This is a genomic window from Nocardioides psychrotolerans (assembly GCF_943371775.1).
GTDB lineage: Bacteria > Actinomycetota > Actinomycetes > Propionibacteriales > Nocardioidaceae > Nocardioides > Nocardioides psychrotolerans_A.
In genome coordinates this window covers 1-24,925 of record NZ_CALRWD010000007.1, presented here as the reverse complement: position 1 = coordinate 24,925, position 24,925 = coordinate 1, and the positions used below count along the sequence as shown (strand labels likewise).

20 protein-coding genes are annotated in these 24,925 nt (G+C 71.1%); 14 read left to right on the top strand and 6 right to left on the bottom strand.

From position 1 onward, the window contains the following. The first annotated feature begins 134 nt into the window (after positions 1 to 134). The 7 genes from AAG827_RS03595 to AAG827_RS03565 all read left to right on the top strand — a co-directional run bounded on the left by AAG827_RS03595 (position 135) and on the right by AAG827_RS03565 (position 10,109). The gene (locus AAG827_RS03595) at positions 135 to 2,390 is read left to right on the top strand and encodes a hypothetical protein (RefSeq protein ID WP_341924442.1); all 2,256 of its coding nucleotides are present in this window, start codon (positions 135 to 137) and stop codon (positions 2,388 to 2,390) included. 225 nt (positions 2,391 to 2,615) lie between these two features. Beyond that, positions 2,616 to 3,524 carry a BTAD domain-containing putative transcriptional regulator gene (locus AAG827_RS03590; protein ID WP_341924441.1) on the top strand — a complete coding sequence of 303 codons (909 nt, stop codon included), beginning with the start codon at positions 2,616 to 2,618 and terminating at the stop codon, positions 3,522 to 3,524. Between the two features lie 96 nt (positions 3,525 to 3,620). Beyond that, positions 3,621 to 4,331, top strand: coding sequence for a response regulator transcription factor (locus AAG827_RS03585; RefSeq protein ID WP_341924440.1), 711 nt, complete (start codon positions 3,621 to 3,623; stop codon positions 4,329 to 4,331). Continuing rightward, positions 4,312 to 5,661, top strand: a complete 1,350-nt coding sequence (locus tag AAG827_RS03580) for an ATP-binding protein (RefSeq protein WP_341924439.1) — start codon at positions 4,312 to 4,314, stop codon at positions 5,659 to 5,661. Before AAG827_RS03585 ends, AAG827_RS03580 begins: the two co-directional genes overlap by 20 nt. 155 nt (positions 5,662 to 5,816) lie before the next feature. Then, on the top strand, positions 5,817 to 6,872 hold the full coding sequence (locus tag AAG827_RS03575; protein ID WP_341924438.1) for an IS110 family transposase: 1,056 nt from the start codon (positions 5,817 to 5,819) through the stop codon (positions 6,870 to 6,872). Between the two features lie 424 nt (positions 6,873 to 7,296). Beyond that, complete coding sequence (locus AAG827_RS03570; protein WP_341924437.1) at positions 7,297 to 7,833, top strand: copper resistance CopC family protein; 537 nt, start codon at positions 7,297 to 7,299, stop codon at positions 7,831 to 7,833. 95 nt (positions 7,834 to 7,928) lie between these two features. Then, positions 7,929 to 10,109 carry a glycoside hydrolase family 3 C-terminal domain-containing protein gene (locus AAG827_RS03565; RefSeq protein ID WP_341924436.1) on the top strand — a complete coding sequence of 727 codons (2,181 nt, stop codon included), beginning with the start codon at positions 7,929 to 7,931 and terminating at the stop codon, positions 10,107 to 10,109. A gap of 15 nt (positions 10,110 to 10,124) precedes the next feature. Here AAG827_RS03565 and AAG827_RS03560 read toward each other — a convergent pair whose 3' ends face one another. Together AAG827_RS03560 and AAG827_RS03555 are read right to left on the bottom strand one after the other, a co-directional pair. After that, entirely contained in the window at positions 10,125 to 11,504 is a 1,380-nt protein-coding gene (locus AAG827_RS03560; protein ID WP_341924435.1) for an NAD-dependent succinate-semialdehyde dehydrogenase, read from the bottom strand. 107 nt (positions 11,505 to 11,611) lie between these two features. After that, positions 11,612 to 12,838, bottom strand: coding sequence for a helix-turn-helix domain-containing protein (locus AAG827_RS03555; protein ID WP_341924434.1), 1,227 nt, complete (start codon positions 12,836 to 12,838; stop codon positions 11,612 to 11,614). Positions 12,839 to 13,032: 194 nt separating this feature from the next. Here AAG827_RS03555 and AAG827_RS03550 point away from each other — a divergent pair, with 194 nt between their 5' ends. The 6 genes from AAG827_RS03550 (at position 13,033) to AAG827_RS03525 (ending at position 18,798) form a co-directional block, all read left to right on the top strand. Next, positions 13,033 to 13,857, top strand: coding sequence for an ABC transporter ATP-binding protein (locus tag AAG827_RS03550; protein WP_341924433.1), 825 nt, complete (start codon positions 13,033 to 13,035; stop codon positions 13,855 to 13,857). Then, complete coding sequence (locus AAG827_RS03545; RefSeq protein WP_341924432.1) at positions 13,854 to 14,705, top strand: ABC transporter ATP-binding protein; 852 nt, start codon at positions 13,854 to 13,856, stop codon at positions 14,703 to 14,705. The genes AAG827_RS03550 and AAG827_RS03545 overlap by 4 nt, the downstream gene beginning before the upstream one ends. After that, positions 14,702 to 15,592 carry a branched-chain amino acid ABC transporter permease gene (locus tag AAG827_RS03540; RefSeq protein ID WP_341924430.1) on the top strand — a complete coding sequence of 297 codons (891 nt, stop codon included), beginning with the start codon at positions 14,702 to 14,704 and terminating at the stop codon, positions 15,590 to 15,592. The genes AAG827_RS03545 and AAG827_RS03540 overlap by 4 nt, the downstream gene beginning before the upstream one ends. Then, on the top strand, positions 15,585 to 16,730 hold the full coding sequence (locus tag AAG827_RS03535; protein ID WP_341924429.1) for a branched-chain amino acid ABC transporter permease: 1,146 nt from the start codon (positions 15,585 to 15,587) through the stop codon (positions 16,728 to 16,730). Before AAG827_RS03540 ends, AAG827_RS03535 begins: the two co-directional genes overlap by 8 nt. Next, positions 16,727 to 17,971, top strand: coding sequence for an ABC transporter substrate-binding protein (locus tag AAG827_RS03530; protein WP_341924428.1), 1,245 nt, complete (start codon positions 16,727 to 16,729; stop codon positions 17,969 to 17,971). Before AAG827_RS03535 ends, AAG827_RS03530 begins: the two co-directional genes overlap by 4 nt. 497 nt (positions 17,972 to 18,468) lie before the next feature. Beyond that, the gene (locus tag AAG827_RS03525) at positions 18,469 to 18,798 is read left to right on the top strand and encodes an antibiotic biosynthesis monooxygenase (RefSeq protein ID WP_341924427.1); all 330 of its coding nucleotides are present in this window, start codon (positions 18,469 to 18,471) and stop codon (positions 18,796 to 18,798) included. Between the two features lie 14 nt (positions 18,799 to 18,812). Here the strand turns inward: AAG827_RS03525 and AAG827_RS03520 are convergent, their stop codons facing one another. The 4 genes from AAG827_RS03520 to AAG827_RS03505 form a co-directional block, all read right to left on the bottom strand. Then, positions 18,813 to 19,625: a nuclear transport factor 2 family protein gene (locus tag AAG827_RS03520; protein ID WP_341924426.1), complete on the bottom strand. Its 813-nt coding sequence runs from the start codon at positions 19,623 to 19,625 to the stop codon at positions 18,813 to 18,815. Positions 19,626 to 19,634: 9 nt separating this feature from the next. Further along, the gene (locus AAG827_RS03515) at positions 19,635 to 20,384 is read right to left on the bottom strand and encodes a DinB family protein (protein WP_341924425.1); all 750 of its coding nucleotides are present in this window, start codon (positions 20,382 to 20,384) and stop codon (positions 19,635 to 19,637) included. A 47-nt stretch (positions 20,385 to 20,431) separates the two neighbouring features. After that, positions 20,432 to 22,831, bottom strand: coding sequence for a hypothetical protein (locus tag AAG827_RS03510; RefSeq protein ID WP_341924424.1), 2,400 nt, complete (start codon positions 22,829 to 22,831; stop codon positions 20,432 to 20,434). A gap of 67 nt (positions 22,832 to 22,898) precedes the next feature. After that, positions 22,899 to 23,615, bottom strand: coding sequence for a GrpB family protein (locus AAG827_RS03505; RefSeq protein WP_341924422.1), 717 nt, complete (start codon positions 23,613 to 23,615; stop codon positions 22,899 to 22,901). A 231-nt stretch (positions 23,616 to 23,846) separates the two neighbouring features. On the opposite strand from AAG827_RS03505, the gene AAG827_RS03500 reads away from it, so the two are divergent. Next, a partial coding sequence (locus AAG827_RS03500) for a hypothetical protein (protein WP_341924421.1) occupies positions 23,847 to 24,925 on the top strand: 1,079 nt, incomplete at its 3' end.

Sequence of the window (24,925 nt, the reverse complement as noted above, 5' to 3'; positions counted from 1 at the left end):
CTGGGGCCGGCTCCTAAAGGTTTGCCCAAGGTCCGCCTCGGACCCTGGTGCCGACCACGACCCGGTCGGCACCTGCGTGGTCCGACCCGAAGGAGCTGAGGACCATGGCATTGCACCATCTCGACCCAGGACCCGTGAGTGCCCGCCGCCGGCGGCCACGTCGTCGTCGGGGCCTTCTCGTCCTGCTGTGCAGCACCGTCGCGCTCGGCATCGCCGCGTCGGCGCTCGCGGTGCCGGTGGCGCCGACGGCGCCCGACGGGACCCTCGAGCCGCGGATCGGCAGCCTGGTCCAGGTCGGCCCGACCGCTGAGCACGGCTTCCCCACGTGGTACCGCGACAGCAACGGGCTTCGCCTGGAGGCCTGCACGACGCTCGACGACCCGCTGTGCTCGACGCTGCCCGACGAGGTGCCCGACCCCGACGCGCCGGTGTCCTACCCGGACAACTTCCCCGGCGAGTTCTTCTACCAGCTGGCCGGTGCCGTCGTCACCGGTCCCGGGGTCGACATGTCGGTCGGTCTGGACCTCGAGGGGGCCTGGGCCAACGGGGTGGTCGTCGAGGGCGACCAGATGGTCTTCGGTCGCATCCGGATCCGCGACAAGGCCATCGCGGACGGGGACTACCGCATCATCCACCCCTACGGTGCCGACGAGCTCCTCGTGGAGGGTGACGGCATCAACTACACCCAGGACATCGGCACCACGCCCGGGGTGTTCGGCCAGGCGCTGAGCAGCAGGGTCGGCCCGTTCCTGCGCTGGGACCCGGCCGTCGCGCCCGCGGCCCCGGCCGGCTACGTCGGCGATCCCGGGGTCGAGCACCAGGTCGTGGGCAGTCCCTACGGGACCAACTACGTCTCGGTGCAGCGACGTGGCCCGGACGGCTCCTGGGTCGAGCTGGCCCGCACGGACCTCTTCACCGTGCAGGGTCGCCTGGCGACCAACGCGGGGGTCGACGTCCAGCAGGCGACGTACGCCGTCGGCGCTGACGGCTCGGGCTTCGTGGACGTCTATGCCACGTCCGACGCCGACCAGTCGCTCCACGTGCGTGACACCGGGCTCGGCTTCATCGAGACGCGGCTGCAGGGGGAGCGGGGGAGCTACTACGGCCGCCTGGCCGTCGAGCAGGTGCCCGACGGAGCCCAGGTGAGCGTCGCCAACGTCGGCGACACCCCGGTGGCGCAGAAGCAGGCCCTGCTGAGGGACGTCGTCACGATCACGCGCGCCTCCTACGACGCCGACGCCGACGTGCTGACGGTGAGCGCTGCCTCCAGCGACCAGGACTCGACCCCGGGCGCGCTGAGCGTGCTGGGTCAGCCCCTGATCGACGGGACGGCCACCCTGACCACGCTCGCGCCTCCCGCGACCGTGACCGTGACCTCCGACAAGGGCGGCAGCAGCACGGTCCCGATCTCGACGAGTGGTGCGGGGATGCAGGCCGACGTGCCGGTGGCGGCTGCGTTCGCGAGCCCGGTCGACGCCACGGCGAGACAGCTGGTCACGCTGACCGGGACCGGATCGACGGGCACGATCTCGTCGTACGCCTGGAGGCAGGTGCCCGCGACCCGGACCGAGGACGTGGAGGTGGTCCTGCCCGACGGGACCGTCGGGACGGCGCCCTCGACGGTCGAGGTGCCGGTGACGGATGCCAACCGGGTGGTCCTGACCGGGGCGAGCGCGGCCGTGGCGACCTTCGAGGCCCCGATGGGCTACGACGGTCCGATCGCCTTCGAGCTCGTCGTGAGCGGTCCGGCCGGCACGAGCGAGCCGGTGGTCGTGGCGGTCAACGTCGTGACCCCCGACCCGACCCAGCCGGCTCCGGCGCCGGTCGCGGCGGCAGGGGTGGACCAGACCGTGCGCCGGGGTGCGACCGTGACGCTGGACGGCACGGGCAGCACCCTGGTGGACACCTACCAGTGGAGCCAGGTGAGCGGTCCTGCGGTGACGATCACCGGGGCCACCACGGCGCGTCCCGCGTTCGTGCTGCCGCCGATGCCGCTGCCGACCAGCACGACCACGACCAACCCGGGTTACGCCACCAGCTCCGCTCCGGTGGTGCTCCGGCTCACGGTCACCGGCCAAGGAGGTCAGCAGGTCAGTGACGAGGTCAGCGTCAGCCCCCGGCCGGAGGCGCTGGTGGTCGCGGCAGCCGAGTTCCGCACCGGCGACGGGTGGCGTGCCAGCGGCACCAGCGACGTGCTGGCCGGCCAACGGGTCGCCGTGGTGCTCGGGTCGGCCCTGACCGGTCGGGTGCTGGGCTTCACCACCGTCGACGCCGCCGGGGCGTGGAGCTTCCGCGGAGCCGCTGGCGTCACCCCCGGGACGACCTCCACGGTCAGCGTGGTCAGCGCGATGGGCGGAAGCCAGACCGGCTTCGCGTTCAGGAGGCGCTGAGGAGGCGGTCCGCCCCGATCGTCCAGCTCGTCCAGTTCGCCCCAGGCCCCGACCACCCGGAAGGGTGGTCGGGGCCTCCTCTGTGTGGGCCATGGTCCTAGCTAGGAATGACTAGCGGACTTTCGGGGTCGTCCGGCCCCCACGTGGGGCTGTGGCGACGGGCTGTCGCGGGCCGAGACTGCCCTAGTCGATGCGTAGAGGGCGCGTCGACCAAGGGGGATTCACATGCTGCACATCAATCTGCTGGGACCGACCGGCGTCATCGAGTCAGGGACATCGCTGACGAGTCAGGCCGTGGGCGGTGCCAAGCCGTGGCAGGTCCTGGAGATTCTCGCCATGGCGGGAGACACGCCGGTCTCCAAGGACCGGCTCGCCGATCTGCTGTGGGAGGGGCGCCCGCCGCGCTCCTACCTGGGCACCCTGGAGAGCTATGTCTGCGTCCTGCGCAAGAGGCTGGGTCTCGGGCGGGGTCGCGACTCCGCGCTGCGGACTGTGATGCGGGGCTACGTCCTCGACCCCGAGGCGGTCACCGTCGACGTCGTCGAGTTCCGCAGGCTCGTGAGATCGGCCGGACTGGCCGGCGAGACCGCGCTCTCGGTCGACCTCGACACGCTCGAGCGGGCCCTGGCCCTGGTCCGGGGGCCACTGCTCGCCGGCGAGCCCTATGCCGCGTGGGCCATCCGCGAGCGTGAGGCCTTCCAGGCGGAGCTGGTCGTGGCGACCGGCCTGGGAGCACGCCGGGCTCTCGCGATCGACGAGCCGGGACGTGCCATGCGGCTGGCCCGCACCGCCGTCGACGTCGACCGGCTCGCCGAGGAGCCGGCACGGTTGCTGATGCAGGCACTGCACGGCCTCGGGCGGCACAGCGAGGCCCTGCGGACCTACGCGGAGCTGCGGGCGCGACTGAGCGACGAGCTGGGCTCGGAGCCGTCGCACGAGAGCCAGAAGCTCTACCTCGAGATCCTGCACAGCGAGGAGACGTCGGTGGCCGAGCACCGCGAGGACTCCCGCGAGGAGGTGCGGATGCTGGTGCGTCTCCTGCGCCAGGCCCTTCCTGGTGTCATGGGGCCGGCGGAGTGTGACGAGGACCGCGAGCTGGCTCGCGTGGTCGCGGGCCTCTCAGCGGCTGTCTAGCCTCACGGGGTCCAAGCGGCTAAGGCCATCCCCCAATTGGGGGATGACATCCACGCCATATTGGCTGATGCTCCACACAGACGAAGGGAAGCTCCCATGAGCACTCGGACGTCTCGGGACCAGGCGCACAGCAGCACCACGACGGTGATGGTGGTCGACGACCACCGCACCTTCACCGACCTGATGCTGCTGGCGCTCCACGACGTCGACGACCTGCAGTGCGTCGGCGCCGCCCACGATCGTGCCTCCGCGCTGGAGATGGCCGCGATGACCTCGCCCGACGTCGTCCTGATGGACGTCGAGCTGGGAGACGAGGACGGCCTCGAGGTGGCCGAGCAGCTGGTGGCCGCCCGACCCGGTCTGCGCGTCGTCGTCCTGACCGCCCACGCACAGGATGTGAGCATCGTGCGACGAGCTGCAGGCTCGGGGGCCTGTGCCCTGCTGCCCAAGGACGGATCACTGCGCGATCTGCTCCACCACCTGCGCACCGCCCGACCCGGGGGGATGGTCGTGCAGCTGGACATGCTGCAGGCGATGGTCGCTCCCGGTCGGCCGCCCACGACGCCCCCCAGGCACGGGTCGACCACGTCGCCGTTCACGGCGCTGACCGCACGGGAGAACCATGTCCTGGCCCTGCTCGCCCGCGGCTACGACGTGCGACGGATCGCGGGCGAGCTCCAGATCTCGGTCCACACCTGCCGTGGCTACGTGAAGTCCGTCCTGGCCAAGCTGGGTGCGCACTCGCAGCTCGAGGCCGTGGTCATCGCCAACACCCATGGTCTCGTCAGTGGCCCACACATCCGGTGAGACGCGCGTCGACGACTCCGGTGAGCTGATCAGTCCCGTCGGTTGGTTCGTGATCTGCAGCCTCAGCTTCCTGCTCGTCCTCGTCGCCGCCACGTTCGTCCTGGCCGACATGATCGCCCGTCACAGTGCGCTGGAGGCGGCGAGCGACGAGGCGGCGGCCATCAGCGGCCTGCTGGCCGCACCGCTGCTGAACCAGGAGGTCCGCGACGGTGATCCCGAGGCCATGGTCCGACTCGACACGGCGCTGAGGCAGCGACTGATCGACGGGAGCGTGCGGCACATGAAGCTCTGGGACGGCCAGGGTCGCGTCATCTGGTCCGACGAGAAGGCACTGGTGGGGCGGACCTTCGAGCTCGAGGAGTCGGTGTCGGCACTCCTCGGCACCGAGGACGTCGTCGCGGAGCTCTCCGACCTCTCCCGCACCGAGAACGACCTCGAGGACCAGCAGCAGGAGGAGCTGCTCGAGGTCTACGTCGGGGCCGTCGACGCCGACGGCGCGTCCTTCGTCTTCGAGGCCTACATGGACATCGACCAGATGCGGCGTGACGAGGCGACGATCACGATGTGGTTCGTGCCGATCCTGGTCGGTGGGGTGTTGCTCTTCCAGCTCGTCACGACGCCGTTGGCCGTGGTGATGACCCGGCGCATCCGCCGGGCGCAGGAGCGCTCGTCGCGCATGACGCGCCACGCCCTGAGGGCCGCCGAGCTCGAGCAGCGCCGGATCGCACAGCATCTCCACGACGGCGTGGTCCAGGACTTCGCCGGCCTCGCCTATGCGATGCCCACCCTCGTGCGGCAGCTGCGTGAAGCGGGAGCACCCTCCGACGTGTGCGCACGACTGGACAGTGCGAGCCTCATGGTGCAGAAGGACGTCGCGATGCTCCGCTCGCTGATGACCGACATCTATCCCCCCGACCTCGTGGGTGAGGGTCTCTACGAGGCGCTCCGGGAGCACACGAGCCAGGTGTCGCAGCAGTCGGGCCTGCGGACCAGCCTGATGGTGCTCCCCGAGCTGGACGTCACCCCCGACACGGGTCGACTGATCTATCGGGTGATCCGCGAGGGGCTGCACAACGTCGTGAAGCACGCGCACGCGGAGGTGGTCGAGATCGAGGTCGGACACAGTGCCGATGAGGTGCTCGTGCGCATCACCGACGACGGCAGGGGGCCAGGTGCGGGGGAGCGGGGGTCCGGCAAGGACCACCTGGGCCTCAGGCTCCTGCGCGACACCATCGAGGACGTGGGCGGTGAGCTCGAGGTGGGTGAGCGACCGTCGCCCGGAGGGACGACGGTCGTGGCCCGCTTCCCGGTCGACGTCACGTCCGGCTAGACGGTACGACGTGACCCGGTCGGCCTGACTGGGTTGCGGGCCGGGGCCTCACTCACAGAGATTCGTGGGTTACCGAGCAGGGGCCGCCTGCTCGGCCTATCCGACAGTTGTGGGAGGCCCCGGTGTTCACAGAGCGTACGAGTGTTGGGCTCGACGTGCACGCACGATCGGTCGCGGCAGCGGCGATCGATGGCGTCACGGGCGAGATGTTCCAAGCGAAGCTGACCCCTTCGCACGAGCACATCCGGTCGTGGATCCAGGCCCTGCCGGGACCGGTCGCGGCGGCCTACGAGGCGGGCCCGACGGGGTTCGGGCTCTCACGGTCACTCAACGGCGTCGGGATCCGATGTGAGGTGGTCGCGCCGTCGAAGCTGCAGCGGCCCAGTGGTGACCGGGTCAAGACCGACGCCAAGGACGCGGTCCACCTGGCCCGACTGTTGCGGCTGGACGAGTTCACCGCGGTCGCGGTGCCTAGCCTCGAGCAAGAGGCCGCACGAGACCTGGTCCGGGCTCGTGAGGACGCCCGTGGTGACCTGATGCGGGCCCGGCACCGGTTGTCCAAGCTGCTGCTGCGCCAGGGTTTCGTCTACTCCGGCGGACACGCCTGGACCGGCGCCCATGACATGTGGCTGCGGCAGACCGGCCGTGAGCTCGGGTCCGCTGCGACGAGGATGACCTTCGAGTCCGACTACGACGCCGTGCTCAGCGTGAAGGCCCGCCGGGACCGGCTCGATGACGCGATCGCCCAGATGGCCGCTGACTGCGAGTTCACCCCGATGGTCCACCGCCTGGGGTGCCTGCGCGGGGTGGGCACCCTGACCGGGTTCGCGTTGGCCGTCGAGGTCGGCGACTGGGACCGGTTCACCGGCAAGACCATCGGATCCTTCATCGGGCTCGTGCCCAGCGAGCACTCCTCAGGCCAGTCGCGGGTCCAGGGATCGATTACCAAGACCGGGAACACCCACCTTCGTCGGTTGCTGGTCGAGTCGGCCTGGCACCACCGCCCGGCCTACCGGGTCGGGAAGATCATGCGCGACCGCTGGGACCTGGCCGGACCCGCAGCCCGGGCCCGCGGCGACGAAGGCAACCGCCGGTTGCACCACCGCTGGAACACCATGCGGGCCCGCCACAAGAAGCACACGGTCGCGAACATCGCGATCGCCCGCGAACTAGCCGGCTGGTGCTGGTCCCTGGCCGTCCTCGAGGAATAGACCCACCCTGATCTGCTTCGTCGACCAGGCGCTGGCAGCAGCGCGAGGAGCGACCCGCGATGCAGCTATGAGCAACCGGACGCAGTCCGGCGACGCTCGTCACTAGACACGCGATCCGCTCCAGCCGAACAGCCCGTCCTGCGGTAACCAACCCGCGCATATCAGCCTGACCGCGCGTCGAACGACACGCTCAGCCACCGCCACGGACGACGAAGCACGAGGCGCCCGCCCCGGACAACCGGGACGGGCGCCTCACCCTGCCCCTTGACAGGAAGCGCCTACATATCAGCTGCAGCCGCCCCACCTGCCCGGCCCCAAGGTCCGCACAAGCCTCCGGTCGCATCCTCGACCCGACCGGATGCAGACGCGGGAGGCGGGCAGGACCATGGGTCGAAGGACGACAGCCTGGACACGGAGCGGCACGGTGAGCGCGGGCCTGACGGCGGTGCTCGTCATGTGCGCACTCCTGCTCGGCGGGGCGCCCGCACAGGCGCACACCGACCTCGTCAGCACCGCGCCGCTGCGCGACGGTGTGGTCTCGATCGCGACGAGTCAGCTGGTGATGGTCTTCGTCGACGACGTCTCCGGCGCCGAGATCGAGGTGCGTGACGCCGACGGCGTCGAGGTCACCCGTGGGTCGACCGGGAGCATGGGACGGGTCGTGGAGGTGGCGCTCGACCTGCGCCGCGACGGCCATCACCGGGTGGACTACCGGGTCGTGGGCAGCGATGGCCACGTCATCAGTGGCGCCTGGTCGTTCCGCGTCGTCGCCGCCTCCGGTGTGGAGGCGTCGGGGCCGGGCCGTCAGTCGAGCGCTGCGCTGCGGGGGACGTCCCAGGTCACCGATGTCGGCAGCCGGAGCACCGCGTCGGGCTCCTCGGGTCTGTGGATGCTCGTCGTCCTCGCCGGAGCGGGAGTCGCGGTGCTCGTGCGCACGGCGTCACGACCCGATCCGACGTAACGACCGTCACAGCGCGTCGTTGGACACCTGTGTCCGACGATCCCGCTCGCCGCCCTGTCCGCCTCGCGCTGGGAGCGGTCCTCGTGCTGCTGACCGTGAGTCTCTCCACCCTCGTCTCCACGCACGCCGCCCAGGCTGCCGGGATCTGCGGCGACGTCCGGGAGCGGCCCTGGTGCGACACCCGGCTCTCGGCCGACAAGCGCGCCGGTCTGGTGCTCGCCCGGCTGACCCTCGACGAGAAGATCGCGCTGCTCGGCGGCGATGAGCTCTCCGGCGCGGCCGGTGGCGAGGGCACCCACACCGGCACGAGCAACGGCCTGGCCCGCCTCGGCATCCCGACGCTCTACTTCAGCGACGGCCCGGTCGGCACGCGCCAGGGCAAGGCGACGCAGATGCCGTCGCCCCTGGCAGTCGCCTCCTCCTTCTCGACCTCGACCGCACGAGCGACCGGCACGGTCATCGCCGACGAGGCCCGCAAGAAGGGCAACCACGTCGTCTTCGCCCCGGGGGTCAACATCGGGCGCACGCCGCTCAACGGCCGCACGTTCGAGTACTACGGGGAGGACCCCTACCTCGCCGCTCGGATGGGAGTCGGGTTCATCGAGGGCATCCAGTCCCAGGGGCTGATCGCCAACGTGAAGCACTACGCGGTCAACAACCAGGAGGGCGAGGGCTACGCCGTCCCCGGCTCGCCGCTCGGTGTGGCGGGCGAGGGCAACCGGCTCTTCGTCAACGCGATCCTCGGCGAGCGCGCGCTGCGCGAGATCTACCTGCCGGCGTTCGAGGCGGCCGTCAAGGACGCCGACGTCGGCACCGTCATGTGCGCCTACAACCGGATCAACGGCACCTACGGCTGCGAGAACGAGCACCTGCTCGTCGACATCCTCAAGCGGGAGTGGGGCTTCAAGGGCTTCGTCCTCACCGACTACGGCGCCGCGAAGAACACCCTCAACTCGCTCAACAACGGGTTGGACCTCGACATCTGGCCGGGCTTCGTCTACAACCCGATCGCGGTGCGAGCGCTCGTCGCGACCTCCCAGGTCAGCACCGACACCATCGACGACCACGTGCGACGGATCCTGCGCACGATGTTCGCCTACGGCATCTTCGACGCCCCCGCCTTCCGCGACGACGCCTCGCGCATCGACGTCGCAGCCCACCACGCCCGGGCTGCGGCGATCGAGGCGCAGGGCATGGTGCTGCTCAAGAACTCCGGGTCGCTGCTGCCCCTGCGGCAGCGCAGCACCAGGACCCTGGCCGTGATCGGACCCGAGGCCGACCTGATCCGCACCGGCGGCGGCTCCTCCGACGTCAACCCGTTGCGCAGCGTCACGCCGCTCGAGGGCCTGCGCACGCGCCTCGGCGCGTCCCGCGTCCTGTACGACGACGGCTCGGACGCCGCGCGCGCCGCGGCCGTCGCACGGCGGGCCGACGCGGCCGTGGTCGTCGTCGGCGACAAGATGACCGAGGGCTCCGACAAGATGGCGCCGACGCTCAACTCCGGCCAGATGGACGGCATCGACCGCGACGCCCTGATCGCCGCCGTCGCCGAGGCCCAGCCGCGCACGGTCGCCGTGCTCCAGTCCGGCGGCCCGGTCCTCACCCCGTGGCGCAGCAAGGTCCCCGCGATCCTCGAGGCGTGGTACCCCGGTCAGAACGTCGGCACCGCACTCGCGCGGGTGCTCTTCGGCGACGCCGAGCCGGGTGGCCGCCTGCCGATGACGTTCCCCCGACGGGCGGCAGACCTGCCGACCGCGGGGGACCGCGCGGCCTACCCCGGGATCGCGGGCACGGTCCGCTACAAGGAAGGGGTGATGGTCGGCTACCGCCACTTCGACGAGCGCCGCATCCGCCCGGCGTACGCCTTCGGTCATGGCCTGGGCTACACGACCTTCCGCTTCTCCCGCCCGGTCCTGCGCCGGGGCGCGGGGACGCTGGCGACCGTGTCCTTCCGGGTCACCAACACGGGCCAGCGCGCCGGGACCGCGGTGCCGCAGGTCTACGTCGGGATGCCGTCGCCGGGCCGGGGCACCCCGCAGCCGCCCAAGCAGCTCAAGGGTTTCGAGAAGATGAGGCTCGCGCCGGGCGCGTCGCAGATCGTGTCGATCGACCTCGACCGGCGCTCGTTCTCCTACTGGGACACCGCGGCCGACGGGTGGCGCGTCGCGCGTGGGTGCTACGACGTGATGCTCGCCCGGTCGTCGCGCGATGTGACGGGCTGGGCCCGCGCCGCCTGGTCGGCGGACTGCGGGCCCGGCGCCCTCACCCTGCGGTGAGGTCTGCAGTGAGCGTCAGCGTGCGGCCGGGGTGTAGATGAGCTTCTTGTTGACGAACTCGTCGATGCCGTAGGGGCCGAGCTCGCGGCCGACGCCGGAGCGCTTCGTGCCGCCGAAGGGCAGGTCGGCGGCCGAGCCCTGGGCGGTGTTGATCCACACCATGCCGGTGTCGAGCCGGTCGGCGACCTCCTGGGCCTTGGCGGTGTCGGCGCTGTAGACCACGCCGCCCAGGCCGAAGCTCGAGTCGTTGGCCAGCGCGATCGCCGCCTCGGCGTCGGCGACGCGGTAGACCACGGCGGCCGGACCGAAGAGCTCCTCGCTGAAGGCGCGCATGTCGGGGGTGACGTCGGCCAGCACGGTCGCCTCCATGAAGGCGCCCGCGCGGTCGACGCGCTTGCCGCCGGCCAGCACGGTGGCGCCCTTGGCGACCGCGTCGTCGATCTGCTCGACGAGGTTCGCCACCGCCTGCTCGGAGGAGAGGGGGCCGAAGTCGACACCGTCCTCGAGCGGGTCGCCCGGCGTCAGCGCGGCCATCGCGCCGGTGAACGCCGTGACGAACTCGTCGTAGAGGTCGTCGACGACGATCATCCGCTTGGCCCCGTTGCAGGCCTGGCCGGCGTTGCCCATGCGGCCGCGCACGGCGGCCTTGACGGCCGCACCCAGGTCCTCGGTGTCGAGGAGGATGAAGGCGTCCGAGCCGCCGAGCTCGAGCACGACCTTCTTGAGGTGGCGACCGGCGACCTCCGCCACGGCCGAGCCGGCGCGCTCGCTGCCGGTGACGGAGACGCCCACGACCCGCGGGTCGGCGATGACGTCGGCCGACTGGTCGTTGGTGGCGAAGACGTTGACGTAGGCGCCCGACGGCAGGCCGGCGTCGGCGAAGAGCTGCTCGATCGCGAGCGCGGACTCCGGGCACTGTGGCGCGTGCTTCAGGATGATCGTGTTGCCGACCATCAGGTTGGGCGCCGCGAACCGCGCGACCTGGTAGTAGGGGAAGTTCCACGGCATGATCCCGAGCAGCGGGCCGACCGCCTCCTTGCGGACCACGGCGTCACCGCCCATCTTCGGGCTCAGCGGGGTGTCGGCCAGGAGGTCGGGCCCCTCGGTGGCGTAGTAGCGGAAGATCGAGGCGACGAGCGCGATCTCGCCCTTGCCCTCCTTCAGCGGCTTGCCCATCTCGCGGGCGATGATCCGGGCGAGCTCGTCGGCACGCTCCTCGTAGAGGTCGGCCACGCGGAGCAGGATCGCGGCCCGCTCGTCCTGCGTGGTCGTGCGCCACGAGCCGTACGCCGTGTGGGCGCGCTCGACGGCCTCCTGGACCTCGGCGTCGGTTGCGGTGGGGAACTCCTGCTCGACCTGACCGGTGGCGGGGTTGACGACCTGGTAGTCGCTCATGAGACGTCCTCTCGTGGGGGATGTGGTGCAGCGCCAGGGGTGGTGGCGCGATGCCTGGCCCAACGCCGGGGACCGGCCGGTTAGTCCCTCATCGCCTTGCGCACAAGCTAAGAGCCGGTTGTGTCGACGGACAAAAGTCGGCATGCCTCGAGCGCCAGGTAGAGGTGCGCCACGTCCGTGGGGCTGCGCAGGTCGAGCTCGATGAGCTGGGTCACCTTGCCCAGGCGGTAGCGCACGGTGTTGGGGTGGCAGTGCAGGATCCGGCCGGCTTGCGCGGCCGAGCCGTCGGCGGCGTACCACGCCCTCAGAGTGCCCAGCAGGAGTCCCTGCTCCACCACGTCGAGCCCCAGGACCGGCCCCAGCACCTGCTGCGCCAGCCCGGTGGCGAGCTCCGGAGCGGCGGCGACCAGGGCGGCGACCCGGGCGTCCTCGAAGCGGGTCACGGCGCTCGTGCCCGGGGTGGCGGCCTCCCGCGCCATGCGCGCCTGCTTGGCGGCGGCGGGGGTCTCCAGGACCGACTCGAAGACCTCGCTGACGCCGACCCGGCCGAGCCCCAGCGAGGCCATCTGCTCGATCATCCGGTCCACGCGATAGCTGCGCGTGAGCGCGACCAGGCCCAGGTCGCAGTCGGTCTCGGAGCGCCAGACCGAGCGCACGCCGAAGGAGGTGAGGGTGCGCTCGGGCGAGGGTTTGTCGCCGTCGTCCTCGAGCGGCGGTGGGTCGCACGAGACCACGACGAAGGTCCCCACCTGCGGCAACCGCAGCGCCTCGGCGACGTCGGTGAAGCCCTGCCCGGTGGAGGTGATCCCGCTGAAGAGCGCGACCAGGGCGGTCTCGCGCAGCCGCGCGTCGCGGATCAGGTGCTCGGTCTCGACGTCGCGGTAGGCGACGGCGAGCTCCTGGGAGTAGACGTCGAGCGCCGTCCAGAGCGCCGAGGCCGAGTCGAGCAGCGCCCGGCTGACCCGCGGGTCGTCACCGCAGCGCTTCACCAGGGAGTTCCAGATGTGCAGGGCGCCGAGCCGGTAGGCGTGGAGCACGATCGCGAGCGGCACCTGCTGCTCCGCCCTCGTCCGGCCCGTGCGGCGGGGGGCCGCCAACGTGCTCGTCTCGTTGGTCATCACGCTCTGCAGGAGCCCGACGACGTTGGGGCGCACCGAGTCCACGAGCTGGCGCATCGTGATGACCTCGACGTAGTAGGGCTCCTCCTGCCGGATCAGCTGGACGACCTCCAACGTGAAGGCGTCGAGACCGTCGAGCAGCTCCTGGCAGACCGCGACGATGCGCGGGTCGGTGACCGCCGTACCAACCTGCGCCGCCGACCCCTTTGTTCTCACGAACAAAGAATGACAGATCATGTGAGTGCCGTCACTATGGTGGCGGTGCTCACCCTGGCAGCAGGGTTAGCCCACCACCGAGCTCCCCCGGTGGCGACCCGTCGACCTCGCGGACCGACCCCTCTCGGGACCGTCGAGCTGCCCACTGCACGTGGGGGAGCTGCCTCACCGGCGACGACGAAAGGGTGCACACGATGGCCGAGACACGCGAGCCGATCCTGGAGGTCCGGGATCTCGCGGTCACCTACGGCGGTGTGGTCCAGGCCCTGCGGGGAGTGGACATCACCGTCGAGCAGGGGAGCGTGGTCGCTCTCCTCGGCAGCAACGGCGCCGGCAAGACGACGCTGCTGCGCACCCTCTCGGGCACCCTCAAGCTCCACAAGGGTCGCGTCGAGTCGGGCGAGATCCGCTACCGCGGCGCCAACCTCAAGGGACGCGACCCGGCACGCTGCGTGGCCGACGGGCTGGTGCAGGTGCCCGAGGGGCGCCGCATCTTCAGCCGCCTGACCGTCGAGGAGAACCTCAAGGCCGGCGGCCTCGGGGCCAAGGACAAGGCCACCCGCGCCCCGGCCCAGGAGCGCGTCTACGGTCTCTTCCCGGTGCTCGCCGACCGACGCACCCAGCGCGCCGGGCTGCTGTCCGGCGGCGAGCAGCAGATGCTCGCGATCGGTCGTGGCCTGATGGCCGGGCCGCAGCTGCTGCTCCTCGACGAGCCGTCGCTGGGACTTGCTCCCCGCATCATCGGCCAGATCGGCGAGGTCATCCGCGAGATCAACCGGCAGGGCACCTCGGTGCTGCTGGTCGAGCAGAACGCCACGATGGCGCTCGGAGTCGCCGACACCGCCTTCGTGCTCGACGTCGGCAAGGTGTCGCTCCAGGGGCCGGCCGCCGAGCTGGCCCAGACCGACGCCGTCCAACGCCTCTACCTCGGCCACGGCGCCGAGGAGACCCCGTCCGACCCAGGAGCCGCGGCGGCCCCTGCTGCCGAGCGCAAGACCCTCGCGAGGTGGAAGGCATGAGCACGACCGCGACCCCGCAGCTGCGCAAGGACGTGCGGCCGCTGACGATCGACAACGTGACCGTGCGCTTCGGCGCACTCCAGGCCCTCTCGGAGGTCTCCTTCACCGTCGCGCCTGGCGCGGTGCACGCCGTCATCGGCCCCAACGGCGCCGGCAAGTCCACGATGTTCAACGTCCTCTCGGGCGTCTACGAGGCCACCGAGGGCGAGGTCCGCTTCGGCGACGAGGTGCTCACCGGGCGCAAGCCTCACCAGATCGCCCGCCTCGGGGTCGCCCGCGCCTTCCAGAACATCGCGCTCTCGGGATCCCAGACCGTCGTGCAGAACCTCATGCTCGGCCGGCACCGGCTCACCACCAGCGGCTTCGTCTCCGCGGGCCTGCGCCTGCCGAAGTCTCGCGCGGAGGAGAAGCGCCACACCGCCCGTGTCTGCGAGATCGCCGACTTCCTCGAGCTCGGCAACAAGCTCCACGTGCCGGTCGGGGTGCTGTCCTACGGCGACCAGAAGCGCGTCGAGGTCGCCCGGGCGCTCTCGACGGAGCCTCGCCTGCTGCTCCTCGACGAGCCGGTCGCCGGCATGAACGCCGAGGAGACCGCCCGCATGGCCCAGTCGGTGCTCGAGATCCGCGACGCCCTCGGCATCACCGTGATCCTCGTCGAGCACGACATGGGCATGGTCATGGGCATCGCCGACCGGGTGACGGTGCTCGACTTCGGTCGCCGCATCGCCGACGGCACCCCCCAGGAGGTCCAGGCCGACCCCGAGGTCATCCGCGCCTATCTCGGCTCGGGCGACGAGACCGATCCGGCGGCAGCCGCCGCCCACGGCACGGACGAGGAGACACCGTGAACCAGTTCCTGTCCCTGCTCCTCAACGGGCTCTCGCTGGGCGCGATCTATGCGCTCATCGCGCTGGGCTTCGTCATCATCTTCAAGGCCAGCGAGGTCGTCACCTTCATGCAGGGCTCGCTCCTGCTGCTCGGTGCCTACCTCATCGCCCGACTCAGCGAGCCGATCGGCTTCTGGGCCGCGGCCGCCGTCGGCATCGTCGGCACCGCAGCGGCTGCCGTGCTCGTCGAGCGGCTGCTGATCAGCAGGTTGCGCGGTGCACCCGTGATCAGCCTGGCGATCCTCACGATCGGCGTCGACCTGATCATCCTCACCGAGATCACCCGCCGCATCGGCTCCGACATCCTCAACGTCGGACAGCCGTGGGGCGGCGACGCGGTCGACATCGGCGGCGTCGGCATCACCACCAACCGCGCGCTCGCCATCATCGTCGCGGGCGTCCTCATCGGCGCCTTCTTCATCGCCTTCAAGTTCTCCAGCTGGGGTGTCGCCATGCGCGCCGCGGCCGAGGACGGCGAGGCGGCCGCCCTGATGGGGATCCGGCTCGGCTGGGTCTCGATGGTCGCCTGGCTCGTCGCCGGCGTCCTGGCGGCGGTGGCCGGCCTCTTCGCCACGGGCTCGCCGACGCCCGGTGTGACCCCCGCCATCTGGGCGGTCGCGCTCGCTGCTCTCCCCGCCGCGATCCTCGGCGGCCTCGACTCCACCGGTGGGGCGCTCGTGGGTGGCCTGATCATCGGCGTCGCCACCGCCATGGCCGCCGGCTACCAGGACCAGATCGCCTTCCTCGGCCGCGGCTTCGGCGAGGTCGTGCCCTACGTCGTGATGGTGGCCGTGCTGCTCGTCCGGCCCTCGGGCCTCTTCGGAACCAGGGATGTGACCCGTGTCTGACACCGCCCCCCGTCTCCTCAAGGGCGCCGCGATGCTGGCGCTCCTGGTGGTGCTCCTCGCGCTGCCCCTCTACGTCGAGGAGTTCTGGCTCCGCACCGGCTTCGCGGTCTTCGCCGCCATCATCGGCGCGGTCGGCCTCAACCTCCTCGTCGGCACGACCGGGCAGCTCTCGCTGGCCCACGCGTTCTTCCTGGCCGTCGGCGCCCTGACCTACGTCTACGTCTCAGGTGACCCCGGCGGTTCCGCGATCGAGTACGGCGGCTTCGGCCTCCCGCCGATCGTCGGCATGGTCGCCGGCGTCGTGATGGCCGGCCTCGCGGGCGTCCTCTTCAGCCCGATCGCGGCCCGGCTGCGCGGCATCTACCTCGGTGTCGCCTCGCTGGGGCTGGTCTTCATCGGCCAGCACATCTTCAACACGTGGACGTCGGTCAGCGGTGGCTTCAACGGTCGCATCGCGCCGCCGTTCGAGCTCTTCGGCTTCAGCTTCGGCGGCAACGACGAGCCCTACCTCGCCGTCCTCGGCGTGCCGTTCGGCCAGGCCGAGCGGCTCTGGTACCTCGGTCTCGCGCTGTGTGCCCTCGCCTGCTGGTTCGCCTCCAACCTGCTGCGCTCGCGCCCCGGCCGCGCCCTGCAGAACGTCCGCGACAGTGAGGTCGCCGCCTCGGTCATGGGCGTCAACGTCCAGGAGTACAAGGCGAAGGTCTTCCTCGTCTCCTCCATGTACGCCGGCCTCGCCGGCGTCCTCTACGCCCTCTCGATCGGCTCGGTCGCCCCGGAGTCGTTCTCGCTGCTGGTCTCCGTGCAATACCTCGCGATGATCGTGCTCGGCGGTCTCGGCTCGGTCGGCGGTGCCGCCATGGGCGCGGCCTTCGTGAGCGCCCTGCCGCTGGTGCTCCAGCAGTACTCCGCCTCGTTGCCCTTCATCGTCGACCCCGGCCAGCAGGGCATCGTCGCCAGCCAGGCGGCCGCGTTCCTCTACGGCGGCGCGATCGTGCTCGTCGTGCTCTTCGAGCCCGGAGGTCTCGCCGGTCTCGCCCGCCGCTTCAAGCGACAACCCCGTCCACCCCAAGAGTCAAAGCCCGTCAGCGTCACCCAGCCGGCCCCCGCCGGCTCGTCCCCAGGAGGAACACCCAGATGAACACCAACAAGCGCCGGGCGATCACGCTCGCCTCGGCCGTCCTGCTCGTGACCGCCACGGGCTGCAGCACCAAGGCCGAGGACGGTGGCGGTGCCACCACCTCCGAGGACGGCGTCAAGATCGGTCGCGGCATCGAGGGTGACGTCATCAGCCTCGGCTCCCTGACCGACCTCACGGGCGTCTTCGCCGCCCTGGGCACCGACATCACCAACGCCCAGGCCCTCTACTGGAAGACTCTCAACGCCGACCAGAAGATCTGTGACACCTACACGGTCGAGGAGATCGTCAAGGACCACGGCTACGACACCCAGCGCGGCATCCAGCTCTACTCCTCCGTCAAGGAGGACGTGCTGGCGCTCGAGCAGACCATCGGCTCGCCGATCAACACCGGCCTCGCGCAGCAGCTCGAGGCCGACAGCATGGTCAACATCCCGGGTGCGTGGGCCCAGTCGCTGACCGAGGTCGCGGAGAACACCGTCGTCGGGTCGACGTACGAGGTCGAGATGATCAACGTCCTCGACTACCTCCTCCAGGAGGGCGAGATCGAGGAGGGCGCCAAGATCGGCCACATCTACTTCGAGGGTGAGTACGGCGAGGGCGGGCTCGCGGGCTCGGAGTTCTTCGCCGAGCAGCACGACATGGAGGTGGTCGAGGTGCAGATCCAGCCCACCGACACCGACATGACCGCGCAGGTCACCAAGCTCAAGTCCGAGGACGTCGACGTCATCGCGATGACCGTGGCCCCCGGCCAGACCGCCTCGATCGCCGGTGTCGCCGCTGCCAGCGGCCTCAACGTGCCGCTCGCCGGCAACAACCCGGTCTACGCGCCGGGCCTGCTCGACACGCCGGCCGGTGACGCCCTCAAGGCCAACCTCTACGTCGCGTCCCCCGTCGCGCCGTTCGACCAGAAGCCCGAGATCCTCAAGGCCTACCAGGCGGAGTACGACAACGACCCGACGCTGGGTGTCATGTTCGGCTTCGCGGCCGCTGACGTCATGCGTCAGATCCTCGAGAAGGCCTGCGAGGACGGCGACCTGACGCCCGAGGGCGTGCTGGCCGCCAAGGAGAGCATCGGCACCGTCGACACCGGTGGCATCGCGGTGCCGCTGGAGTTCGTCGTCGGTGAGTCGCCCTCCAACGCGAGCTACATCTTCAAGGCCGACGACGTCCCCGGTGGCGCCGTCTCCGTCTCCGACCTCTACGAGGGCGAGGACGTCGCTACCTTCGTCCAGGGCGGCTGATCCCAGCACCACCTGCACTGCCTGAACCACTGATCCCGACCCGCGGAGCCCACCGGCTCCGCGGGTCGGTGTCGTTCCTGCCCTCGTCGGTGGTCGAGCCGTTCCGCCGTTCGGTGGTCGAGCCGCGAGGGCCGCTAGGCCCGAGGGTGTCGAGACCTCTGACCTCTCGGTGGTCGAGCCGCGTGGGCCGCTAGGCCCGAGGGTGTCGAGACCTGGTGAGGTGCCTGCGGTCTGGGGGACGTCGTCGTACGGCGGGTCTCGACGCCTCGTCGCTGGCGCTCCGCGGGCTCGACCACCGAGCGCCTTGTCGGTGAGGGCGCTTCTGGGGTGGCCAAACGTTTGACCACCCCGCACGGGTGCCCTTCTGGATGGTGCCCCGTTCGTCGGTCGAGCGGCGAGGGCGGGGACGGTCGTCGTACGGCGGGTCTCGACGCCTCGTCGCTGGCGCTCCGCGGGCTCGACCAGCGACAGGCGCGGGGTCGCGCGAGGATGACCCCATGACCTCCTCGCCCGTCCTCGAGCACGCCCTCCTGCACGTCCGCGCCGGTCAGGCCGAGGCCTTCGAGGCGGCGATGGCCGAGGCGCTGCCGCTGATCCGTCGCCAGACCGGCTGTCTTGGCGTGTCGGTCACGCGCTGCGTCGAGGCGCCCGAGACCTACCTGCTGCTCGTCACGTGGGCGAGCATCGAGGACCACGAGACGGGCTTTCGCGGCTCGGCCGACTACGAGCAGTGGCGGGCGCTGCTGCACCACTTCTACGACCCGTTCCCGACCGTCACGCACTTCGCGGCAGTCGACGGGCTGGGGGCCTTGCTGCCGCCGGACTGAGCGCGCACCCTGCCTCAGGCCAGCCGCGGGCCCGCATGCCCGGCGAGGCACCGCCAGGACCCGTCCAGTCGCACCCACGTCTGGGTGACCGGCATCCGGAAGGTCATGGGCTCGCCGGAGTCGTCGAGCACCACGTCGCTCACGTGCGCCTGCAGCACGGCGGTGTCGCCGACCACGACCACCGTCGGGTCGATCAGCTCCTGCGAGCGCCACACGGTGTGGCCACCGGTGTTGCGGCGCACGTAGTCCTCCCGGTCGTAGGTCTCGCCGACGTGCGAGGTCCAACGGAAGTCCGGGTGCAGCAGCGCCGTGAGGTGCTCGGCGTCGCCGACGCCCAGCGCCGCCGCACGGGCGAGGGCGGCCTCGATGACCTCGCGCTCCGGCTGCACCCCAGCAGGCTCAGCCACCGGCTCCGACATCGGCCGGCCGCCCAGCATCGGCGCCGAGCGCCGGGTGCTGCCGGTCAGCTGGAGCTGCGCCTCCTGCTGCACGATCGGCGAGAGCGACTCGAGGTCGTGGGTCACGAAGTAGCCGTCCGGCCCGGTGTCCATCACCCGCGTGACCGGCCCGGCATAGCGGATCCCGCGCTCGGCGTCGTGGATCTCGGCGAGCAGGATGCGCGCCTGCGGGAACTGGGCGCGCAGGATGCCGATCAACTGACCGCTCACGACGGTCGTCAGCACGATGTTGGTCGTGGGCGGCGCCTTCTTGATGTCGACCACGACATAGCCGGGGCCCAGCTGCGCGCTCAGGTCGGCACGGGACGTGTCCGAGAGGGGCATGGTCGTCGCGACGACGATGCTGTCGCCGGCCCCGAGCTCGGTCACCTCGGCAGACTACGTCGCCGAGGCCTCGATCTGGTCGAGGTCGCGCACGGCATAGCGGTGGTGCTCCCACTCCTCGCCCAGGATCACGTGCAGGCACGCCAGCACGGTCTCGGGGTGGGCCGGGTCCCACGGGTTGCGCCGCTCCTCGGCCAGCACCTCGGGCGTCACGGTCGCGATGAAGTCGCGCACCTGCGCGACGTGTTCGGCGCGGACCGCCAGCACCTCGTCGTACGACGGCTGCTCGGGGCTGAAGATCGACGTGTCGAGCCCGTCCATGGCGTACTCCGCGTTGGGCTGGCCGATCGGGTGATAGGGCTGCTCGATCCCACGGATCCCCCGCCCCAGCCAGACGTCCGTGGCCATCACGAGGTGCCGCAGGGTCTGCGCGAAGGACCACTCGCCGGCGACCTGCCGGTCGACCGTGCCGGCGGGCATCGCCTCGACGCGGGCCAGCGTCGCCGCCCAGGTCGCCTCGAGCGCGGCCCAGGCCACGCGCAGTCCTGCAGGATCGCCCGCTCGACGCAGCGAGCGCCCCGGGAAGCGACGGTCGAGCTCGGCGTCGACGAGCGGCGCGACGTTGACGCCGTTGACCAGCAACACCCCGCCCACCTCCATCAGCCACGGCGCGTCGATCTCTGCTCCCTGGACGTCGACAGCCCGCAGGACCGCGCGGGACAGGTCGACGCGGGTGAAGCGGGCGCCGGTCAGGTCGGCGTCGACGAAGTCACGGCCCTGGGTCTCGGTCGGGGTGTCGGTCATGCGCCCATGCTCACCCAGCGAGGGCCGCGCGCGCCATGGTCAGCCGCTCAGCGCACCTCGCGCACCACCGAGGTGAGCACGCCGGCGCGGTCCAGCCACTCGGTGCGGATCCGGTGCATGCCGCGCGGCACCGCGACGGTCAGGTCGAAGCGACCGGTGCCGAAGGCGCGGTCCATGCGCACCTTGCGGACCTGCTGGCCGTCGACGAGGACCCGGATCCACTCGGTCGCCGGCGCCGGGCAGCCGGTGGCCGTGGAGGCGGGGAGCCGCTTGCACTGGTCCTTGCCGTTGGGCACGCCGTCGCGGTCCGCGTCGGGGCAGCCCGACGGCAGCGGTCCGGGCAGCGTCGGGCAGGCGTCGCCCGGGTCGGTCAGCCCGTCGCGGTCGCGGTCCTTGCCCAGCGGCGTGACCTTCGCGCGCAGCGTGTAGGTCGTGCCCGTCGGTCCCACGAGGGTCGGGTTGACCTCGAGCTCGATCGGTCCCTGGACCTTCGGCAGCACGAGCGTGTCCGGCTTGCCGCCGGCGCTGTAGACCGGGTCGCTGGCGCCCGCCTGGGCGGTCACGTCAAGGTCGGAGAGCGGGTCGGACCAGTCCAGGACCAGCTCGACCTTGCTCGGCGACGTCACCGACATCGAGAAGACGTGCGGGTCGGAGACCAGGCTGCCGAGGCCGCCGTTGGTCTGCGACACCGCGAAGGAGTTGCCGTCCGCCGCGCGGAAGGACAGCGAGTAGGGCTTGGTGCCGGTCGGCGGGGTCGCCTGCTGCGCACCCTTCACCTCGCGCAGCGCGCGGCCGGTCACGCCGATCCGGCCCTGGCCGGCGGGGGCGGTGTCGTCGACGTAGACGACGCGCTTGGCGTTCTGCACGCTGCTGGTGCTGCCGACGTAGTAGGGCGCCACGTTGCCGAACGACTCCAGGTAGCGCCGCGAGATCGCGAAGCGCACCGTGCCCTTCGCGCGGTCCCACGTGCTGACGCCGTCGAGGAAGGTCTCGGCGCCGTTGTCGTAGGTGTTGGCGCCGTCGCTCGCCGGGCCGGTCGAGTCGAAGCGGCGGCCGTTGACGATCAGGCTGTAGGACGACAGGCCGGTCGTGCCCGAGGTCGGCGCGAGGCGCGCGACCTTCACGGTGGCGAGCAGCTGCGTGTTGGTGACGCGCACGTCGAGCCCACGCAGGTCGTTGAAGGGGCTGTCGGCGTCACCCGCGCGATCGACCACCATGCCGTTGGCGCGACGAGGCTGCTTGCCCTGGGCGACGTACGCCGCCGTGCCGGTGAGTCGCACCCGACCGTCGGCCGTGCGGCTCGGCTTCTTCACGGTGAGCCGGGGACGCGTGGTCGTGACGGGGGTCGGCGACCAGCTCACGCGGGCGCCGGGGAGCACACCGACGTCGGGCTGGGGGCAGTCGGCCGGGGAGCCGGTGGCCGATGCGTAGATGTGGTCGCTGGGGCTCTGCACCTGGAAGGGGTTGCGTCCGTCGCCGGGCTGGTCGTTGGCCTCGAGCTGGTCCTTGCGCGTGACCCTGCCGTCGCCGTTGCGGTCGAGGTAACCGCTCATCCGCAGCGCGAAGCCCTCGACGTCGAGGCTGGAGACGCACTTGCTCAGCCCCGGCGGGTCCTCGTTGTAGCTCATGATGTCGTTGGTCGGCACCGGCCCCCACGACCCCTCCGCGCCGTCGCCGACGTGACCGACGGTCAGGCAGTGGCCGAACTCGTGGCTGACCAGGTCGAAGAGGCTGAAGACCTCGGTCGTGCTGGGCAGCGGGTCGATCGCGCCGTTGATCGCGAAGCAGACGTTGCCGCCCGCGCCACCGCAGTCCTCGACGTAGGTGCCCGAGCGCTCCTCGTGGTGGGTGTCGAAGCCCGGGATCGCCTCCCAGGCGGCGAAGTCGAAGGGGTTCTCGATGCTGGTGCACGGCACGCCCTGCGCGTCGTAGATGCCGAGGTCGCCGACGAACTGCGCCGGGTCGATGCCGATCCCGATCCCGCCGACCGGGTTGGTGCCGACCACGACGATCTCGGGGTCGACGAGGGGGTAGGTCGTGAACTCGCCGCTCAACGCGTCGACGGTGATGTGGAAGTCGACCTTCGTCAGCCAGGGCTGCTTCATCCGCTTGGCGAGCTGCTCGATGCCGCCCTCCCACATCTCGACGGACTGGCGCATCAATCGCATGTCGCGCTCGGCGGTCGGCGACGCCGGCACCAGCACGAGGACGTCCACCTGGGGCGAGTCGAGGGCGTTGAGACCGGTGCGCATGTGGAAGCACCGGTTGTCCGGGTTGTCGAGGCTCATGTCGCGGATGCACCCCGGCGGGAGGTTGCCGTCGCCGAAGTAGGACTGCGAGTAGGGACCGGTGGCCGGCTGCGAGGGGCTGGCGTAGGAGACCGCGCCGGCCACGAGGGCGACGGCGAGGACGACGGGCAGCAGCAGTCGACGGAGGAGGGGGCGCACGGCGGGACCTTTCGGAGGGTGTCGCCACCTCAACGACCTGTCCGCGCGGGGGTTATCGCATGCGGTGTTACGGGTGTGTGTCGGCTGTTTCGGCGGTGTCGACTGTGTCGGTCGGCTGGTCCAGGAGCCCGGCAGCGCGGAACATCGCGTCGTAGAGCTCGCGCACGACCGGCTCCTTGAACGCGTTGTAGCGCATCCCCGACCCCAGCGCGCCGTGCTCCGCCCCGGTCGCGTCCAGCGCGGCGAGGGCCTCCCGCTTGGCCGCGGCATAGCGGTCGCGGTCCTCGGGGTGGGCCCTCAGCCAGTCGCGGAACATCAGGTGGCGCACGACTTCTGGGCACCCGGGCCCGAAGACGTGGAGGTGCACGCGAGGCTCGTGCCCGTCCTCGTCGTCGTCCTGGGCGAGGCGCTTGAGCAGCCTGTGCTGGTGCCAGTCGGGCTCGGTGAGCCAGTGGACCAGGCCGAGGGCCTGGAGGTCCGGGACGTACGCCGCCTCGTCGGCCGGGTCCGCCACCACCAGGTCGATGTCGATGATCGGCTTCGCGGGCAACCCGGACACGGCCGTCGAGCCGACGTGGTGGATCTCGACCACCCGGTCTCCGAGTGCGCGCGCGACCGCCGCAGCCAGCTCGTCGTACTGCTGCGGCCAGGTGGCGTCCGGCGCCACCACGCGCAGCTCGTAGTCCGTCGGCCGCGCGTCGACGTAGACCACCTCGCCCTCGTCGTGGTGGCGGGTGATCGCCTGCAGCTCCTCGGGCGTCCGCCGATCGGGGTGCTCGCTCACAGATCCACGCTAACCGTCCCGCTCGTTGGTCGAGCCCATCTGGACCGGGCGGCGTGCGGCGTGGTCAAACGTTTGGCCACCGGAGAGGGACCTGTCGGTGGTCGAGCCCGACGAGCCCCCAACGGTGGTTGAGGTGCGAGCGCAGCGAGCCTCGAAACCACCCACCGGACGGCGCGGATACATGTGAAGAGCGCTTGTCAACCGAACGTGTCTTCGACTACACTAGATGCCATGACCACCGTCATCGACCCCCACCAGGTCGACGACGACGCGCCCACCCCCACCGACCTCATCACCCTCGTCCGACAGACTCGAGCAGCCGCCGACCGGGCCAACCTCGACCTGTTCCACCTCGCGATCGCGTGGGCCCACGCCCACCCCGAGACCCCGGGCGACCAGTCCTGGAAAGCACCCAGCCGCAGCTCCGTGCCCGCCGGCGACCTCGGGGACCGCGACGACCGCACCCCCGGCACCGGTGACCTCGACGAGGACCAGTGGTTCGGCATCCCACCCATCGCGTGGAACGCCGCCGCACCGTTCGCGACGGCCAACCAGATGAGCACGAGCGCGGGTCGGGCGTTCATCCGCGACTCCCTGGTCATCCGGCACCGCATGCCCCGCCTGCACGCCAAGGTGACCTCCGGGAAGGTCCCCGTGTGGCGGGCGCACCGCATCGCCCGCGCCGTCCTCGGCACACCGAGGGACGTGGTGGAGCGCGTCGACAAGGCGATCGCTCCGATCGCGGAGACCGCCGGGCTCGTCACCGTCGACCGGCTCATCGACGAAGCACGCCTCGAGATGTACGCCGAGCTCGTCGAGATCGAGTCCCTCGAAGCCCTCGAGCACCGCCACGTCACCCTCGACGAGCGCACCATGGGCCACACCGGGATCGCCACCATGGACATCCGCGGCGACTGGGCCGACCTCGTCGACTTCGACCAAGCCGTCTCCCGTGTCGCGGACGCCCTCAAGAGGGACGGGTCGCTGGAGAGCCTGGACGTACGCAGGTCCCAAGCGGTCGGGATCCTCGCTGACCCCGCCCGGGCCCTCGCGCTCATCAACGGGCAGGATGCGCCGGCGCCGTCGAAGAGCATCGTGGCCTACCTCCACCTCAATGAGGACGCCCTCGAAGGCCGCGGGCTCCTCGCCACCGACGAGCACGGCCACACCCTCCTCGCCACCACCGTCCGCGACTGGCTCGCCCGCACCGACCGCCACGTCACCATCCGCCCCGTCCTAGACCTGCGCGGCCACTGCGACGGGGATGGCCACGACGGCTCAGACCCCTACGTCCCGTCGCACATCACCGC

Coding starts and splice junctions, on each gene's coding strand:
- AAG827_RS03550 (WP_341924433.1), top strand. CDS start 13,033: ATGGCCGAGACACGCGAGCCGATCCTGGAGGTCCGGGATCTCGCGGTC.
- AAG827_RS03545 (WP_341924432.1), top strand. CDS start 13,854: ATGAGCACGACCGCGACCCCGCAGCTGCGCAAGGACGTGCGGCCGCTG.
- AAG827_RS03525 (WP_341924427.1), top strand. CDS start 18,469: ATGACCTCCTCGCCCGTCCTCGAGCACGCCCTCCTGCACGTCCGCGCC.
- AAG827_RS03585 (WP_341924440.1), top strand. CDS start 3,621: ATGAGCACTCGGACGTCTCGGGACCAGGCGCACAGCAGCACCACGACG.
- AAG827_RS03590 (WP_341924441.1), top strand. CDS start 2,616: ATGCTGCACATCAATCTGCTGGGACCGACCGGCGTCATCGAGTCAGGG.
- AAG827_RS03530 (WP_341924428.1), top strand. CDS start 16,727: ATGAACACCAACAAGCGCCGGGCGATCACGCTCGCCTCGGCCGTCCTG.
- AAG827_RS03515 (WP_341924425.1), bottom strand. CDS start 20,384: ATGACCGACACCCCGACCGAGACCCAGGGCCGTGACTTCGTCGACGCC.
- AAG827_RS03560 (WP_341924435.1), bottom strand. CDS start 11,504: ATGAGCGACTACCAGGTCGTCAACCCCGCCACCGGTCAGGTCGAGCAG.